This is a genomic window from Dinoroseobacter sp. PD6 (genome assembly GCF_028807315.1).
Lineage (GTDB): Bacteria > Pseudomonadota > Alphaproteobacteria > Rhodobacterales > Rhodobacteraceae > Dinoroseobacter > Dinoroseobacter shibae.
Map to the genome: position 1 here is coordinate 1 of NZ_JARAMN010000005.1, position 15,411 is coordinate 15,411.

Below are 15,411 nucleotides of genomic sequence, written 5' to 3' on the forward strand. Positions count from 1 at the left end.
TCGAAGACCTCATCGAAAACAGAATGAACAAGAAAGGATGAGGGGCATGGATGGCGCGACACTGACACAGACCAAGCCGGTGAACGTGATCCTGCTGGGCCCGCCGGGTGCCGGCAAGGGTACCCAGGCGCGAATGCTCGAAGAGAAGTTCGGCCTGATCCAGCTCAGCACCGGTGATCTGTTGCGGGCAGCCGTGGCGGCCGGCACCGAGGCCGGGCGCGAAGCCAAGGCGGTAATGGAAGCCGGGGCGCTGGTGTCCGACGAGATCGTTCTGGCGATCCTGAAGGATCGGCTGGCCGAGGGGGACGTGAAGGCCGGTGTGATCCTCGACGGGTTCCCGCGCACCACGGCCCAGGCAGAGGCGCTCGATGCGCTGCTGTCCGACGCGGGCCAGGGCATCGATGCGGCAATTGCGCTCGTCGTCGACGACGAGGCAATGGTCGGCCGGATCTCCGGCCGCTTCACCTGTGGTGGCTGCGGCGAAGGTTACCATGATACTTTCAAGGTCCCCGCAAAATCAGGGACTTGCGATAAGTGTGGCAGCACGGATATGACACGTCGGGCTGACGACAATGCCGACACGGTGCGCGAGCGGCTCAAGGCCTATCACGTGCAGACGGCCCCCCTGATCGGATACTACGAGGCACAAGGCGTGCTGAGGAAAGTGGACGCGATGGGAGAGATTGGGATAGTCGCAGAGCAACTGGCAGGAATTGTCGGGTCCGCGACATCCTGAGGAGGATCGGCGCTCCCTTGGGAGAGGGGGCGCCGGAGTACGGAGCAACCGCAATAGCGCGACGTGGGACCCAGGTCCGCAGAGACGCGATTTGCATCTAGAAAAAGGGAGTGACCGCAATGGCGGATAATTCTTCAACTAACGCGTATTGGGCAGCCAATATCCGCATCATCACATGGTGCCTCGTCATATGGGCAGTCGCGTCCTATGGCTTCGCCATTCTTCTGCGGCCGCTTCTGTCGGGCATCCCGATCGGGGGCACCGACCTGGGCTTCTGGTTCGCACAGCAGGGGTCCATCCTCGTCTTTCTCGCGCTGATCTTCTTCTACGCATGGCGCATGAACAAGCTCGACAAAGAATTCGGCGTCGAAGAATAACAAAGGCTTAGGGACACATGGATCAGACAACACTCAACATTATCGTCGTGGGGCTGTCGTTCGCGCTCTACTTCGGTATCGCGATCTGGGCGCGCGCCGGATCGACCTCGGAGTTCTATGCCGCCGGACGCGGTGTCAACCCGGTGGTCAACGGCATGGCCACGGCGGCGGACTGGATGTCCGCGGCATCCTTCATCTCCATGGCGGGCCTGATCGCCTTCGTGGGCTATTCCAATTCCAGCTTCCTGATGGGTTGGACCGGCGGGTACGTGCTGATGGCGCTGCTGCTGGCGCCTTACCTGCGCAAGTTCGGCAAGTTCACCGTGCCGGAATTCATCGGGGACCGGTTCTACTCGACCAAGGCACGCGTCGTCGGCGTGATCTGCCTGATCGTCATCTCGACCACCTACGTGATCGGCCAGATGACCGGCGCAGGCGTGGCCTTCTCGCGCTTTCTCGAAGTGAGCAGCACGACGGGCCTGGTCACCGCGTCCTGCGTGGTGTTCGTCTACGCGGTTCTCGGCGGCATGAAGGGCATCACCTACACCCAGGTGGCGCAATATGTCGTTCTGATCATCGCCTACACGATCCCGGCGATCTTCATCTCGCTGCAGCTGACCGGCAACCCGATCCCGGGGCTCGGTCTGTTCTCGAACATGGCGCCGGGCCAGGTCGGGGCGGGCGAGCCGCTTCTGGTCACCCTGGACGGCCTGCTGACGGATCTCGGCTTCAACGCCTACACCACGGGCAGCTCGCCCTTCCTGATGGCGCTGTTCACCCTGTCGCTGATGATCGGGACCGCGGGTCTGCCGCACGTGATCATCCGCTTCTTCACCGTGCCGCGCGTGGCGGATGCCCGCATCTCGGCCGGTTGGACCCTCGTCTTCATCGCTCTGCTGTATCTGACGGCGCCTGCGGTGGGTGCGATGGCGCGGCTGAACATCACCGACCTGATGTGGCCGGAAGGCACGCAGGGCGAAGCCGTGACCATCGAGATGATCCAGAACGATCCGGAATATGCCTGGATGAACACCTGGCAGCAGACCGGTCTTCTGGGTTGGGAAGACAAGAACGGCGACGGCCGGATCCAGTACTACAACGACGCCAACCCGTCGATGACGGAACGCGCCGAGGCGGCTGGCTGGCAGGGTAACGAGTTGACCAACTTCAACCGGGACATCCTGGTTCTGGCCAACCCGGAGATCGCCAACCTGCCGGGCTGGGTCATTGCCCTGATCGCGGCGGGCGGTATCGCGGCCGCCCTGTCGACGGCGGCGGGCCTGCTGCTCGCCATCTCGTCGGCGATCAGCCACGACCTGATCAAGACCGTGTTCAACCCGTCCATCTCGGAGAAGGGCGAGCTGCTCGCGGCCCGGATCTCGATGGCCGGTGCGATCGTGGTGGCGACCTATCTGGGGCTCAATCCGCCGGGCTTTGCGGCCCAGGTGGTGGCGCTGGCCTTCGGTCTGGCCGCGGCGACGCTGTTCCCGGCGCTGATGATGGGCATCTTCTCCAAGCGCATCAACGCAAGCGGTGCGACCTGGGGCATGCTTGTGGGTCTGATCAGCACCTGTGCCTACCTGTTCACGTATCTGGGCATCTTCTTCGTCCCGGGGACCAACTTCCTCGAGCCGACGGCGTCCAACTACCTGTTCGGGATCCCGCCGACCCATTTCGGGCCGATCGGGGCGCTGCTGAACTTCGCCGTGGCGATCCTGGTGAGCCGTGCCACCGAAGAGCCGCCGCAGGAGATCCAGGATCTCGTCGAAAGCGTGCGCATCCCCAGGGGTGCCGGCGCGGCCGTCGATCACTGATCTGTCCGGACGGAGCGGGCCTTGCCTGCCCCGTCCCCATCCTGAACATTGCCGCGTCCCGACCTTTCCAAGGCCGGGGCGTGGTCGTCCGAAAGGCCCCCTTCCAGATGAATGGTGAGCGATTTTGCAGGACCTGACGAAGATCCAGAGCTTTCTGGCCCATGTGCACCCCTATGACAGCCTGACCGATGCGGAGCTTGCCATCCTGGCCGGGCAGGTGCAGGTCGTCACACAGGCCGCGGGCGAGAAGATCTATACCCTCGGGGAGCCGTGTCGTGGGGTCTATGTGATCGTGTCGGGCGAGGTCGAGATCACCGACGAGACCGGCGCGCAGATCTCGCAACTGGGCAGCCGCAACAGTTTCGGCGAACGCGGTCTGGCCCGCGACGGGGTTGCGGTGACCAATGCCCGGGCGGCCAGCGATACCGACATGCTGCTCGTGCCGGCGGAGGTGTTTCACGAGCTGGTCGACGTACACCCGGCCATTGCCAAGTTTTTCAACCGGTCCCGCGGGGCCGAGACCCGCAAGACCGATCTCGCCACGGCGCGGATTTCCGAGCTGATGACCCGGCAGGTGCTGGGCATCACCGCCGACGCCACGATCCAGCGCGCCGCCCATCTGATGCATGCCAAGAAGGTGTCGTCGCTGGCCGTGCTCGAAGGCGGGCGGCTGGTCGGTATCGTCACCGTGCGCGACATGGCGCGCGTCGTCTCCGAAGGGCTGGCGAACGATGCGCCGGTCTCGGAGGTGATGATGGCGCGCAAGATCATCTCCCTGCCGCCCGATGCCCTGGGCTCGGATGTGCTGCATACCATGCTGGAGCGGCGGATCGGGCATCTGCCGATCACCGACAAGGGCACGCTGGTGGGGATCGTCACCCAGACCGACCTGATCCGGTTCCAGGCGCTGTCCTCGGCGCAGCTGGTCCATGACATCGTCTATGCCGACACGCCTGCGGGCATCGCGGCGGTGACCAAGCGCCTGCCGGAGCTGCTGGCGCAGCTGGTGGGTGCGGGCAACCCGCACGAGGTGGTCACGCGCCTGATCACCGACATCGCGGATGCCGCTACCCGACGCCTCCTGGCGCTGGCCGAGGAAAAGCTCGGCCCGCCGCCGGTGCCCTATCTGTGGCTGGCCTGCGGCAGCCAGGGCCGGCAGGAGCAGACGGGCGTGTCCGACCAGGACAACTGCCTGATCCTCGATGACGCGATGACGCCCGAGATGGACGGCTATTTCAAGGCGCTTGCCAGCTTCGTCTGCGACGGGCTGAACGCGGCGGGATACGTGTATTGCCCCGGCGACATGATGGCCACGGCGGATCGCTGGCGCCAGCCGCTGCGGGTCTGGAAGCAGTATTTCCAGGGCTGGATCGCCCAGCCCGACACCGAGGCGCAGATGCTCGCCTCGGTGATGTTCGACCTGCGGCCCATCGGCGGGGAGGACAGCCTGTTCGCCAACCTGCAGGACGAAACCCTCGCGGCCGCCTCGGCCAACAGCATCTTCGTCACCCACATGATCGCCAACTCGCTCAAGCATACGCCGCCCCTGGGCATGTTCCGGGGTTTCGCCACGATCCGTTCGGGCGAGCACAAGAATGCGCTGGACCTCAAGCATAACGGGGTGGTGCCCGTGGTCGATCTCGGCCGGATCTACGCGCTGCGCGGGAGGCTGACGGCCGTCAACACCCGGGCGCGGTTGCTTGCCGCCCGCGACGAGAAGGTGATTTCCTCCTCCGGGGCGGCGGACCTGCTGGATGCCTATGACCTGATCGCGGAAACCCGGCTGCAACACCAGGCGCGACAGGTGCGCGCCGGGGAGGCGCCGGACAACTTCATGTCGCCGACCACCCTGTCGGATTTCGAACGCAGCCACCTGCGGGACGCCTTCGTGGTCATCCGCACAATGCAATCCGCCGCCGGGTCCGGTCGCGGTGGCCTGGCCTGAGGACGCGCGCAGATGTTTCTGGAATTGATCGCCACCTTCGCCATCGGATTTCTTGCCGCGGGTCTGGTCCTGCTGGCGAACCTGTTGACCGGGCGGCGCCTGTCGCGGGCCTTCGTGCCGCTTGCGGCCGGGGCCGCGATGATCGGGTTCACGATCTGGAGCGAATACAGCTGGTATCCCCGGACCAAGGCGCAACTGCCAGAGGGGGTCCTGATCGTGTCGACAAACGAGTCCCAGGCGCTCTACCGGCCCTGGACCTATGCCGCGCCTTTCGTGGACAAGTTCGCGGCGGTCGATCTGGCACGCGTCCTGCGCAACGAGAAACTGCCGGACCAGATTCTCGTGCCGATGCTCTTCATGGGGCGCTGGGCGCCGGGTGCCGAGATCCCGGTCGTGGTCGATTGCGGTGGGTCAAGGCGCGCGAAACTGGCCGATGGTACGGAATTCGATGATACGGGTGCGGTTCTGAACGCCGATTGGGTCTCTGTGGAGGCGGATGACCCCTTGCTGGAGGCTGTCTGCACCTGAGGCACGAAAGGGGGAGTGCGATGTTGGGAACTCTGAGTTTACGGCTGCGTGTCTTTTTGTTTTTCGCGTTTCTGGCGGCGGGTGGGCTTCTGGCGGTGTCCGGTGCGCTGGTGCTGGGGTACCGGCAGCTGGGCGATGCCGCGGCGCTCTCGGCCTTCGTGACCAGCGGGGCGGTGGCGGGGTTCGCGATCCTGGCCTTGGTGACCTGGGTCTGGATGCTGTTCGATGAAAACGTCGCCAAGGCCCTGGAGTCCCTGGCCACGGACATGCGCGCCCGGGCCCATGCGGATATCGAGCGCGACCTGGATCAGAACAAGGCAAAATACCTCGGCGACCTCGCCCCCGCGGCGGCGGCGGTCACGGCGAACCTGAGTGACATGAAAAACAGCCTGGCCCAGGCGGTGATGCGCGAGACCACGCTTCTGGCGGCGGAGAAGAACCATCTCGAAGCGGTGCTGAACGATCTGCCCACGGGCGTTGTGCTGTGCAATGCCCAGCACCAGGTGGTGTTCTATAACGGTCGGGCGCGGGACCTGTTGCGGCCGCTCGGGGGTATCGGGCTCGACCGGTGCCTGGCCTCGGTGCTGGATGCCGCGCCGGTGGAGGCGGCCTATGCGCAACTGCTGGCCCAGCCGCGCGAAAGCTGCGCGGACATGCGGCTGGAGGTGAATGAGGGCAAGCTGCGGCTCGGCGTGGGGATGCGGCTGGTGGAGCCGCTGCCCGACAGTGCGCTGCAGCCGGGCTATATCCTGACCCTGCGCGAGGCGCCGATGGTCGATACGGCCTGCGCCACGCCGATCCTGATGCCGCGGGAGACCGCCTTCGATTTCGACCTGCTCCATGCGCGCCCGTCCCAGGACGTGATGGACTGCAAGCTCGGCGATCTGAAATACGTGATCTTCGACACCGAGACCACGGGGCTGCTGCCCGAGCGCGGCGACGAGGTCTGCCAGATTGCAGCTTGCAGGGTGGTGAACGGCAAGATGGTCAAGACCGAGATGTTCGACACCCTGGTCAATCCGGGGCGGCCGATCCCGCTGTCGGCGACGAATATCCACGGGATCACCGATGCCATGGTCGCGGATGCGCCGGATTTCCTGACCGCGGGCCGGGCGTTTCACGGCTTTGCCGATGGCGCGGTGCTGATCGCCCATAACGCGCCCTTCGACATGGCGTTCTTCTATCGCAAGCAGGCCGAGATCGGGGCGCGGTTCGATCATCCGGTGCTGGACACGGTGCTGTTGTCGGCGGTGATCTACGGTCAGACCGAGCAGCATTCGCTGGACGCGCTGGCCGAGCGGCTGAACGTGACCATCCCCGAAGAGGCGCGGCACACCGCACTCGGCGATGCCCTGGCCACGACGGAGGTGTTCCTCAAGCTGCTCCCGATGTTGCAGGCCAAGGGGATCGAGACCTTCGGCGACCTTCTGGCCCAGACCAAGAAGCACGCACGGCTTCTGGAGGACCTCAACGCCTGAGCGTGTGCGGGAGGGGTTGTCGCGCCGGGGATTCGGGCGTATATGAGCCTCAACAGCGGCGGCTGCGGGTCCAAACCGAAGCCTCCACCGACACATTCGACGGGCCGCACGGCCCGTTTTTTTATTCCCGAATGCCGGGAGTGGAGACCCCTCTTGTCCGACCTGATCGCGAAAACCACCCTCGACCAGCGTATCGCCGCCCTCGTCACCCCGGTGATCGAGGATCTGGGCTATGAACTGGTGCGGCTGCGGGTGATGAGCGGCAAATCCCCGACCCTGCAGATCATGGCCGAGAAGCCCGAGGGCGGGATCGAGGTGGACGATTGCGCGCGGATCTCGACCGAGGTGTCGGCCACGCTCGATGTCGAGGACCCGATCGAGGACAACTACACGCTCGAAGTCTCCTCCCCCGGCATCGACCGGCCCCTGACCCGGCTCAAGGATTTCGACACCTGGGTCGGCTACGAAGCGAAGATCGAGACCACCGAGTTGATCGAGGGCCGCCGCCGGTTCAAGGGCACGCTGGCCGGGACCGAGGGCGACGAGGTGCTGATCGAGATCGAGGAAGGCACCATCGGGCTGAAATTCGAGTGGCTCAGCGACGCCAAGCTCGTGCTGACCGACGACCTGATCCGGGATGTCCTGAAAGGCCGCAAGGATGCGGGCCAGGTGGACGAAGCCCAGTTCGACGAAATCCAGACCATCATCGACGGCGATGATGAACCACCCGCGAATACCGCGTAAGGGAGAGACACAGATGGCAATCACCTCTGCCAACCAGTTGGAGCTGTTGCAGACCGCCGAGGCGGTGGCGCGCGAGAAGATGATCGACCCGGGCCTCGTGATCGAGGCCATGGAAGAGAGCCTCGCCCGTGCCGCCAAGTCGCGCTACGGCTCGGAGATGGACATCCGTGTGTCGATCGACCGCAAGACCGGCGTGGCGACCTTCACCCGCGTGCGCACCGTGGTCGAGGACGAGGAGCTGGAGAATTACCAGGCCGAGCTGACCGTGGAGCAGGCCAAGCCCTATCTCGACGATCCCAAGGTCGGTGACACCATCGTCGACCAGGTGCCGCCGGTGGAGATGGGCCGGATCGCCGCCCAGTCGGCCAAGCAGGTGATCCTGCAGAAGGTCCGCGAGGCCGAACGCGACCGCCAGTACGAGGAGTTCAAGGACCGCGCGGGCACGATCATCAACGGGGTCGTCAAGCGCGAGGAATACGGCAATGTCATCGTCGACATCGGCCGGGGCGAGGGCGTGCTGCGCCGCAACGAGAAGATCGGGCGCGAGAGCTACCGGCCCAATGACCGCATCCGCTGCTACATCAAGGATGTGCGCCGCGAAGTGCGCGGGCCGCAGATCTTCCTCAGCCGCACCGCGCCGGAATTCATGGCCGAGCTGTTCAAGATGGAAGTGCCGGAAATCTATGACGGCATCATCGAGATCAAGGCCGTGGCCCGGGACCCGGGCAGCCGCGCGAAGATCGCCGTGATCTCCTATGACGGGTCCATCGACCCGGTGGGCGCCTGCGTCGGTATGCGCGGCTCCCGCGTGCAGGCGGTGGTCAACGAGCTGCAGGGCGAGAAGATCGACATCATCCCGTGGAACGAGGACCAGCCGACCTTCCTGGTGAACGCATTGCAGCCCGCCGAGGTGAGCAAGGTGGTCCTGGACGAGGATGCGGAGCGGATCGAGGTCGTGGTCCCGGACGAGCAGCTCAGCCTCGCCATCGGGCGGCGCGGGCAGAACGTGCGTCTGGCCAGCCAGCTGACCGGGCTGGACATCGACATCATGACCGAGGCGCAGGAATCGGAGCGTCGTCAGGCCGAGTTCGCGGAGCGCACCAACATGTTCGTCGAGGCGCTGGACGTGGACGAGGTGCTGGCGCAGCTGCTGGTCTCCGAAGGGTTCACCAACCTCGAAGAGGTGGCCTATGTCGAGCAGGAAGAGCTGCTGGTGATCGACGGGTTCGACGAGGACACCGCCGAGGAGCTGCAGACCCGGGCCCGCGAGTTCCTGGAAGAGCAGGCCAAGAAGGCCCTGGAGCGGGCGCGCGAGATGGGCGTCGAGGACAGCCTGGTTGAATTCGAGGGCCTGACGCCCCAAATGCTGGAAGCCCTCGCCGCGGACGGGGTCAAGACGCTCGAAGACTTCGCGACCTGTGCCGACTGGGAGCTGGCCGGCGGCTGGACCACGGTCGATGGCGAGCGCGTGAAGGACGAGGGCGTGCTGGAGAAGTTCGACGTGTCCCTCGAAGAGGCGCAGCTTCTGGTGATGACGGCACGCGTGCAGCTCGGCTGGGTCAACCCCGAGGACCTGGAGATCGAGGAAGACGCCGATCCCGAGGCCGAAGGTGAAGCCGAGACCGAAGAGGGGGCGCCGCAGGTCTGAGCCTGCGGTCGCAGGGCTGGGCCATGACCCGCGGAGGCCGCCAGAAGGATCGCAGCGCCGGACCGGAGCGCAAGTGCATCGCCACGGGCGAGGTGCTGCCGAAGGCCGCGCTGATCCGGTTCGTCATCGGCCCGGACGGCACGGTGGTGCCGGACCTGGCGGGCAAGCTGCCCGGGCGCGGGATCTGGGTGAAGGCCGATCGCGCCGCGTTGGAGCGTGCGGTGTCCCGGAACCTGTTTCCGCGCGCGGCCAAGGCCCCGGTCAAGACCCCGGCCGACCTGGTCGATCAGGTGGAGCGGGGCCTGCGCGCGCGGGTGCAGGCGACCCTGGCGCTGGCACGCAAGGCGGGGCAGGCGATCTGCGGGTTCGAGAAGGTCCGCGGCAGCCTCGATCTGGGCGAGGCGGTGGTGCTTTTGCAGGCCTCCGACGGGTCCGAACGGGGAAAAACGAAGCTGCGGCCGCCCGACGGCCCGGCAAGCTACATCGGATGGCTGACCGCCCGGGAATTGGGTTTGGCATTTGGCCGCGATAGTGTGATACATGGCGCCTTAACGACTGGTGGACTCACAACGCGTGTTGTAGAGGAAGCCACGCGGCTCTCAGGCGTCCGCGAAAACGATGACGGCGGATCCGCCGCCGGAAAGGATACGACAGACGTATGAGTGATACAGACGGCAAGAAAACACTCGGACTCCGTGGCGGGTCTCGGACGGGTCAGGTGAAGCAGAGCTTCAGCCACGGCCGGACCAAGAACGTCGTGGTGGAAACCAAGCGCAAGCGCGTTCTGGTGCCGAAGCCGGGTGCGTCCGCCTCGGGTGGTCGCGGGTCTGATCCCAAGAAACCCGGCAATGCGACCGATGCCGAGATGGAGCGCCGCCTGCGCGCCCTCCGGGCTGCGAAAGCCAACGAATCCGAAGAGGCGGAGCGCCGCGCGGCCGAGGAAAAGGCCCGCGAAGAAGAGCGCGCGCGCCGTCGGGCCGAGATCGAGGCGAAGGAACGCGAAGAGCAGGAGCGCGAAGAGCGCGCCCGCCAGAAGGCCGAGGAAGAAGAAGAGGCCCGCAAGAAGGCGGAGGCCGACGCGTCCTCCAAGCCCGCCGCGGCGCGCAGCAAGGCCGACGATCCCGCGACCATGGATCCCGCGGCCGCCCAGGCCGCCGAGGCCCGTGGTGCCGGCAAGACCGGCTCCGGACCGCGAAAGGAGCGCACCGCCGACCGCGCCCAGCCCCGCAAGGAACAGAAGGGCAAGGGCGACGATCGCCGCCGGTCCGGCAAGCTGACCCTGAACCAGGCGCTTTCGGGCGATGGCGGGCGTCAGAAGTCCATGGCCGCGATGAAGCGCAAGCAGGAACGCGAACGCCGCAAAGCGATGGGCGGCAGCCAGGAGCGCGAGAAGATCGTCCGCGACGTGCAGTTGCCGGAAACCATCGTGGTGCAGGAACTTGCCAACCGGATGGCCGAACGTGTGGCCGACGTGGTCAAGGCGCTGATGAAGATGGGCATGATGGTCACGCAGAACCAGTCCATCGACGCCGACACCGCCGAGTTGATCATCGAGGAATTCGGCCACAAGGTCGTCCGGGTTTCGGACGCCGATGTGGAAGACGTGATCGCGACGGTCGAGGACGACCCGGCCGACATGCAGCCGCGTCCGCCGGTCATCACCGTGATGGGCCATGTCGACCACGGCAAGACCTCGCTTCTGGATGCAATCCGCAACGCCAAGGTCGTGGCGGGCGAAGCCGGTGGGATCACCCAGCATATCGGGGCCTATCAGGTCACGACCGATGACGGCACCAAGCTGAGCTTCCTCGACACGCCGGGCCACGCGGCCTTCACGTCGATGCGGGCGCGCGGCGCGCAGGTCACCGATATCGTTGTTCTGGTGGTGGCGGCCGATGATGCCGTGATGCCCCAGACCATCGAGGCGATCAATCACGCCAAGGCCGCGAAGGTCCCTATGATCGTGGCGATCAACAAGATCGACCGTCCCGAGGCCAACCCGGACAAGGTGCGGACCGACCTGCTGCAACACGAGGTGATCGTGGAGAAGCTGTCGGGCGACGTGCAGGATGTCGAGGTTTCGGCGATCAATGGCACGGGCCTCGACCAGCTGCTGGAATCCATCGCGCTGCAGGCGGAGATCCTGGAACTCAAGGCGAACCCCGACCGGGCCGCCGAGGGTGCCGTGATCGAGGCGCAGCTCGACGTGGGCCGGGGTCCGGTTGCGACCGTGCTCGTCCAGAAGGGTACCCTGCGCCGCGGCGACATCTTCGTCGTGGGCGAGCAGTGGGGCAAGGTCCGCGCGCTGATCAACGATCAGGGCGAGCGGGTCGACGAAGCCGGACCGTCGGTGCCGGTCGAAGTGCTGGGTCTGAACGGTACGCCCGAGGCGGGCGACGTTCTGAACGTGGTCGAAACCGAGGCCCAGGCCCGGGAGATCGCCGAGTACCGCGAGAGCGCCGCGAAAGAGAAGCGCGCCGCGGCCGGGGCGGCCACGACCCTCGAACAGCTCATGGCGAAGGCCAAGTCCGACGAGACTGTCGCCGAACTGCCGATCGTTGTGAAAGCCGACGTGCAGGGCTCTGCCGAGGCCATCGTCCAGACGATGGAAAAGATCGGCAATGACGAGGTGCGGGTACGGGTGCTCCATTCCGGGGTCGGGGCGATCACCGAGAGCGATATCGGCCTCGCCGAAGCCTCCGGCGCGCCGGTATTCGGGTTCAATGTCCGGGCCAATGCGCCTGCGCGAAACGCTGCCCAGCAGAAGGGCGTGGAGATCCGGTACTACTCGATCATCTACGACCTGGTGGATGACGTGAAGGCGGCGGCCAGCGGTCTTCTGTCTGCGGAGGTGCGCGAGAACTTCATCGGCTATGCCGAGATCCGGGAGGTCTTCAAGGTCTCGGGCGTCGGCAAGGTCGCGGGCTGTCTCGTCACCGACGGTATTGCGCGCCGCTCTGCCGGGGTGCGTCTGCTGCGGGACAACGTGGTGATCCACGAAGGCACGCTGAAGACGCTGAAGCGCTTCAAGGACGAGGTCAAGGAAGTGCAGTCCGGCCAGGAATGCGGCATGGCGTTCGAGAACTACGACGACATTCGCCCCGGCGATGTCATCGAGATCTTCGAACGCGAAGAGGTCGAACGCAACCTGGAGTGACCTGCGGGTTCCAGTCAGGAAAACGAAAAAGGGGTGGCCAGATCGGCCACCCCTTTTTTTGGCGTGAGAATTCGCGAAACTTCTATGCTGCGCGTCCGATCGGCAAACCTTCGAAGGTGCGCGTTCCGACGCGCACAACGATCCGACCGTTATCCAGAGCCTTCACAAAAAGGCCCTGAATGGAAACGCAGCTTCCGAGAGTGATGGTACGAAGCATGTGTGTCTCCAGTGTGGTACACCTTAAACATAGCATTCGTATTCATTGAATTCATCTAAAAACTGCCACTTATCTATTACGAAAGTTGCGGCAGAAGGTTACATCCTGTGCACTTTGGAAAGATGCCTATAGCCAATCGCGCAGGATCGGGATCAGCGGGATATCCGCGGGCGGCATCGGATACTCCCGGAGCTTGTTCGGCGCGACCCATTTAAGGACCTGATTTTCAACAGGTTTCGGGATACCCTCCCATTTCCGGCAGGCAAAGAGCGGCATCAGCAGGTGGAAGTCGGCATAGCTGTGCGACGCGAAGGTCAGCGGGGCCAGGCAACTGTTCCAGGTCTCGATCCCGAGCTCTTCGCGCAACTCTCGAATCAAGCAGTTTTCGGGCGTTTCGCCCGGTTCGACCTTGCCACCGGGAAATTCCCAGAGCCCGGCCATGGATTTACCTTCGGGCCGCTGGGCCAGCAAAACCCGGCCATCGGCATCAATCAGGGCCACCGCCGAGACGAGAACCACCTTCACGAGCGGTAGTCCGCGTTGATCTCGATGTAGCGCTTGGTCAGGTCGCAGGTCCAGACGGTCGCCGCCCCGGTTCCGAGGCCCAGATCGACCGCAACCTCGATCTCTTCGCGCTGCATGTAGGCGGCACCGGCGGCCTCGGTATAGCTGGGCGCGACCCAGCCATTCTCGGCCACGAGGATGTCGCCGAACCGGATGGTCAGCCGGTCGCGGTCGGCTTCGGCGCCGGACTTGCCCACGGCCATGACCACCCGGCCCCAATTCGGGTCTTCCCCCGCGATGGCGGTCTTGACCAGCGGCGAATTGGCGATGGACAGGGCATGGGTGCGGGCATCCGTTTCGGTGCGGGCGCCGGTCACGCGGACGGTCACGAACTTCGTGGCCCCTTCGCCGTCGCGCACGACCTGGTGGGCGAGGTCCAGCATAACGCCATGCAGGGCGGCCTCGAAGGCGGTGGATCCGGTCACATCGACCCCCGAGGCGCCCGTCGCCGCGAGCAGCAGCGTGTCGGAGGTGGAGGTGTCGCTGTCCACGGTGATGCAGTTGAAGGTCCGGTCCGTCAGCCGCGACAGCAAAGCCTGCAGGTCGGCGCGCGGGATCGCGGCGTCGGTGAAGATGTAGACCAGCATGGTGGCCATGTCCGGCGCGATCATGCCGGACCCCTTGGCGATGCCCGCGATCCGCACCGGTTTGCCGTCGATCTCGATCTCGGACCCGGCGCCCTTGGGGAAGGTGTCGGTGGTCATGATCGCCTCGGCAGCCTCGGCGATGCCCGCGGGGTCGAGGGCGGCGGCCAGGTCGGCCAGCTTGGCGGTGATGCGGTCATGGGGCAAACGCTCGCCGATCACCCCGGTGGAGGAGGTGAAGACCCGCGCCGCGGGCAGGCCCAGCACCCCGGCCACCGCGTCGCTGATCGCGGCGACGGACTCGTCGCCTGCCTTGCCGGTGAAGGCGTTGGAGTTGCCCGAATTCACGACGAGCGCCGCGCCCTCCGGTCCGTCATCGCCGATCTTGGCCTGGCAGTCGCGCACATTGGCCGAGCGGGTGGCGGAGCGGGTGAACACCCCGGCGAGCACACTGCCGGGGGCACATAGCGCCAGCATCACGTCGCGGCGCCCGGTATAGCGCACACCGGCCTCGGCCGTGGCGAAAGAGACGCCGGAAATCACCGGCAGGTCGGGAAACGCTGCCGGGGCGAGCGGGGAGGTCGGGTATTTGGCCATGGGCGGGATCCGGGCAAGGGGCGTGCGCGCAACTGGAGGGGCCGGGGCGCGGCCCGGCCCGTTCGATAAAGAGTGGCTCAGTCCAGGAGGGAAGTGTCGCGGATCAGGGCCGGGTCGATCTCCGCCTCGGACCGGGTGATCTCGGTTGCCGCGACCAGCGAGTCCACGACTTCCTGGGCCGCCTCTTCACTCAAGCGCTCTTCGAGCCTGCCCCGTACCTCTTCGAGGGGTTGGGCGGCAGAGTCGCGGATGTCATTCAGCCGGATCACGTGCCAGCCGAATTGCGTTTCCACCGGCTCGGATACGGTCCCGGGTTCCATCCCGATGACGGCCATTTCGAACGGGGCCACCATCATCCCCGGCCCGAACCAGCCAAGTTCCCCGCCATTGGGTCCCGACGGGCCGACGGACCGTGCTCTTGCCAGTTCCGCGAAATCGGCACCGCCTTCGAGTTCGGTCACCAGTGCCTGGGCCTCCTCCTCGGTTTCCACCAGGATGTGAGAGGCGTTGAATTCTTTCTCCGGCTCGATGTTACCGAATTCCGCGTCATACAAGGCCTGCACGCTCTCCTCGGTCACGGCGGCCTCGATGGCGCCGTCGATGATCGAATTCGCCATCAGGGCCCAGCGTTGGCTTTCCAGCGACAGCTCCAGCTCCTTGGAGAGCGAGTCGCCCATGGACTGCGCCAGGGCCACCTGGCGGATCATCTGCTCCAGAAGGCCGGAATACAGCCGATCGTCGGCCAGTTGCTGGAATTGCGTGGGCAGACTGCTTGCCACAGCGATCAGGTGGCCGAGGGTGATTTCCTCGCCGCCGACGGTTGCCAGAACCGTGTCGGCATCCTGGGCCTGGACGGCCACGGGGCTCAGCAAGGTCAGGCCAAGCGCGAGCCTGGCGAGGGGCTTCCGAATGATGTTCACGAGGGTGTCTCCTGTTGCGCGCGCGTTGGCAGCGTTTTTGCCTTGTTCACAAGGCCACGTTGACAGTTTCCGGGCAGGCCCTTAGATGCGGTATGTCCCCGG

13 protein-coding genes are annotated in these 15,411 nt (G+C 65.5%); 10 read left to right on the plus strand and 3 right to left on the minus strand.

Features of this window, described 5'->3' with window-relative positions; all coding sequences use genetic code 11:
• The first annotated feature begins 46 nt into the window (after positions 1-46).
• The 10 genes from PVW48_RS10140 to infB all read left to right on the plus strand — a co-directional run bounded on the left by PVW48_RS10140 (position 47) and on the right by infB (position 12,427).
• Positions 47-736 carry an adenylate kinase gene (locus tag PVW48_RS10140; RefSeq protein WP_012180210.1) on the plus strand — a complete coding sequence of 230 codons (690 nt, stop codon included), beginning with the start codon at positions 47-49 and terminating at the stop codon, positions 734-736.
• 119 nt (positions 737-855) lie between these two features.
• Positions 856-1,113, plus strand: a complete 258-nt coding sequence (locus PVW48_RS10145; protein ID WP_012180211.1) for a DUF4212 domain-containing protein — start codon at positions 856-858, stop codon at positions 1,111-1,113.
• Positions 1,114-1,130: 17 nt separating this feature from the next.
• Positions 1,131-2,927, plus strand: a complete 1,797-nt coding sequence (locus PVW48_RS10150; RefSeq protein WP_012180212.1) for a sodium:solute symporter family protein — start codon at positions 1,131-1,133, stop codon at positions 2,925-2,927.
• Between the two features lie 124 nt (positions 2,928-3,051).
• A complete protein-coding gene (locus PVW48_RS10155) occupies positions 3,052-4,872 on the plus strand; it encodes a DUF294 nucleotidyltransferase-like domain-containing protein (RefSeq protein WP_274581252.1) in 1,821 nt (606 codons plus the stop codon).
• Positions 4,873-4,884: 12 nt separating this feature from the next.
• Positions 4,885-5,400, plus strand: a complete 516-nt coding sequence (locus tag PVW48_RS10160; protein WP_274581253.1) for a hypothetical protein — start codon at positions 4,885-4,887, stop codon at positions 5,398-5,400.
• Positions 5,401-5,420: 20 nt separating this feature from the next.
• Positions 5,421-6,878, plus strand: coding sequence for a 3'-5' exonuclease (locus PVW48_RS10165; protein WP_274581254.1), 1,458 nt, complete (start codon positions 5,421-5,423; stop codon positions 6,876-6,878).
• 153 nt (positions 6,879-7,031) lie between these two features.
• On the plus strand, positions 7,032-7,622 hold the full coding sequence (gene rimP / locus PVW48_RS10170) for a ribosome maturation factor RimP (protein WP_274581255.1): 591 nt from the start codon (positions 7,032-7,034) through the stop codon (positions 7,620-7,622).
• 13 nt (positions 7,623-7,635) lie between these two features.
• The gene (gene nusA, locus PVW48_RS10175; RefSeq protein ID WP_012180217.1) at positions 7,636-9,270 is read left to right on the plus strand and encodes a transcription termination factor NusA; all 1,635 of its coding nucleotides are present in this window, start codon (positions 7,636-7,638) and stop codon (positions 9,268-9,270) included.
• A gap of 23 nt (positions 9,271-9,293) precedes the next feature.
• Entirely contained in the window at positions 9,294-9,932 is a 639-nt protein-coding gene (locus PVW48_RS10180) for an RNA-binding protein (RefSeq protein ID WP_012180218.1), read from the plus strand.
• A complete protein-coding gene (infB, locus tag PVW48_RS10185) occupies positions 9,929-12,427 on the plus strand; it encodes a translation initiation factor IF-2 (RefSeq protein ID WP_274581256.1) in 2,499 nt (832 codons plus the stop codon). Before PVW48_RS10180 ends, infB begins: the two co-directional genes overlap by 4 nt.
• A gap of 343 nt (positions 12,428-12,770) precedes the next feature.
• On the opposite strand, the gene mutT is transcribed toward infB, so the two are convergent.
• The 3 genes from mutT to PVW48_RS10200 all read right to left on the minus strand — a co-directional run bounded on the left by mutT (position 12,771) and on the right by PVW48_RS10200 (position 15,309).
• Positions 12,771-13,169 (minus strand): 8-oxo-dGTP diphosphatase MutT, encoded by a 399-nt coding sequence (gene mutT / locus PVW48_RS10190; RefSeq protein WP_274581257.1) that lies wholly within the window; start codon positions 13,167-13,169, stop codon positions 12,771-12,773.
• Positions 13,166-14,389, minus strand: a complete 1,224-nt coding sequence (argJ, locus tag PVW48_RS10195; protein ID WP_274581258.1) for a bifunctional glutamate N-acetyltransferase/amino-acid acetyltransferase ArgJ — start codon at positions 14,387-14,389, stop codon at positions 13,166-13,168. Before argJ ends, mutT begins: the two co-directional genes overlap by 4 nt.
• A gap of 77 nt (positions 14,390-14,466) precedes the next feature.
• Positions 14,467-15,309 (minus strand): peptidylprolyl isomerase, encoded by an 843-nt coding sequence (locus tag PVW48_RS10200; protein ID WP_274581259.1) that lies wholly within the window; start codon positions 15,307-15,309, stop codon positions 14,467-14,469.
• Positions 15,310-15,411: the final 102 nt, after the last annotated feature.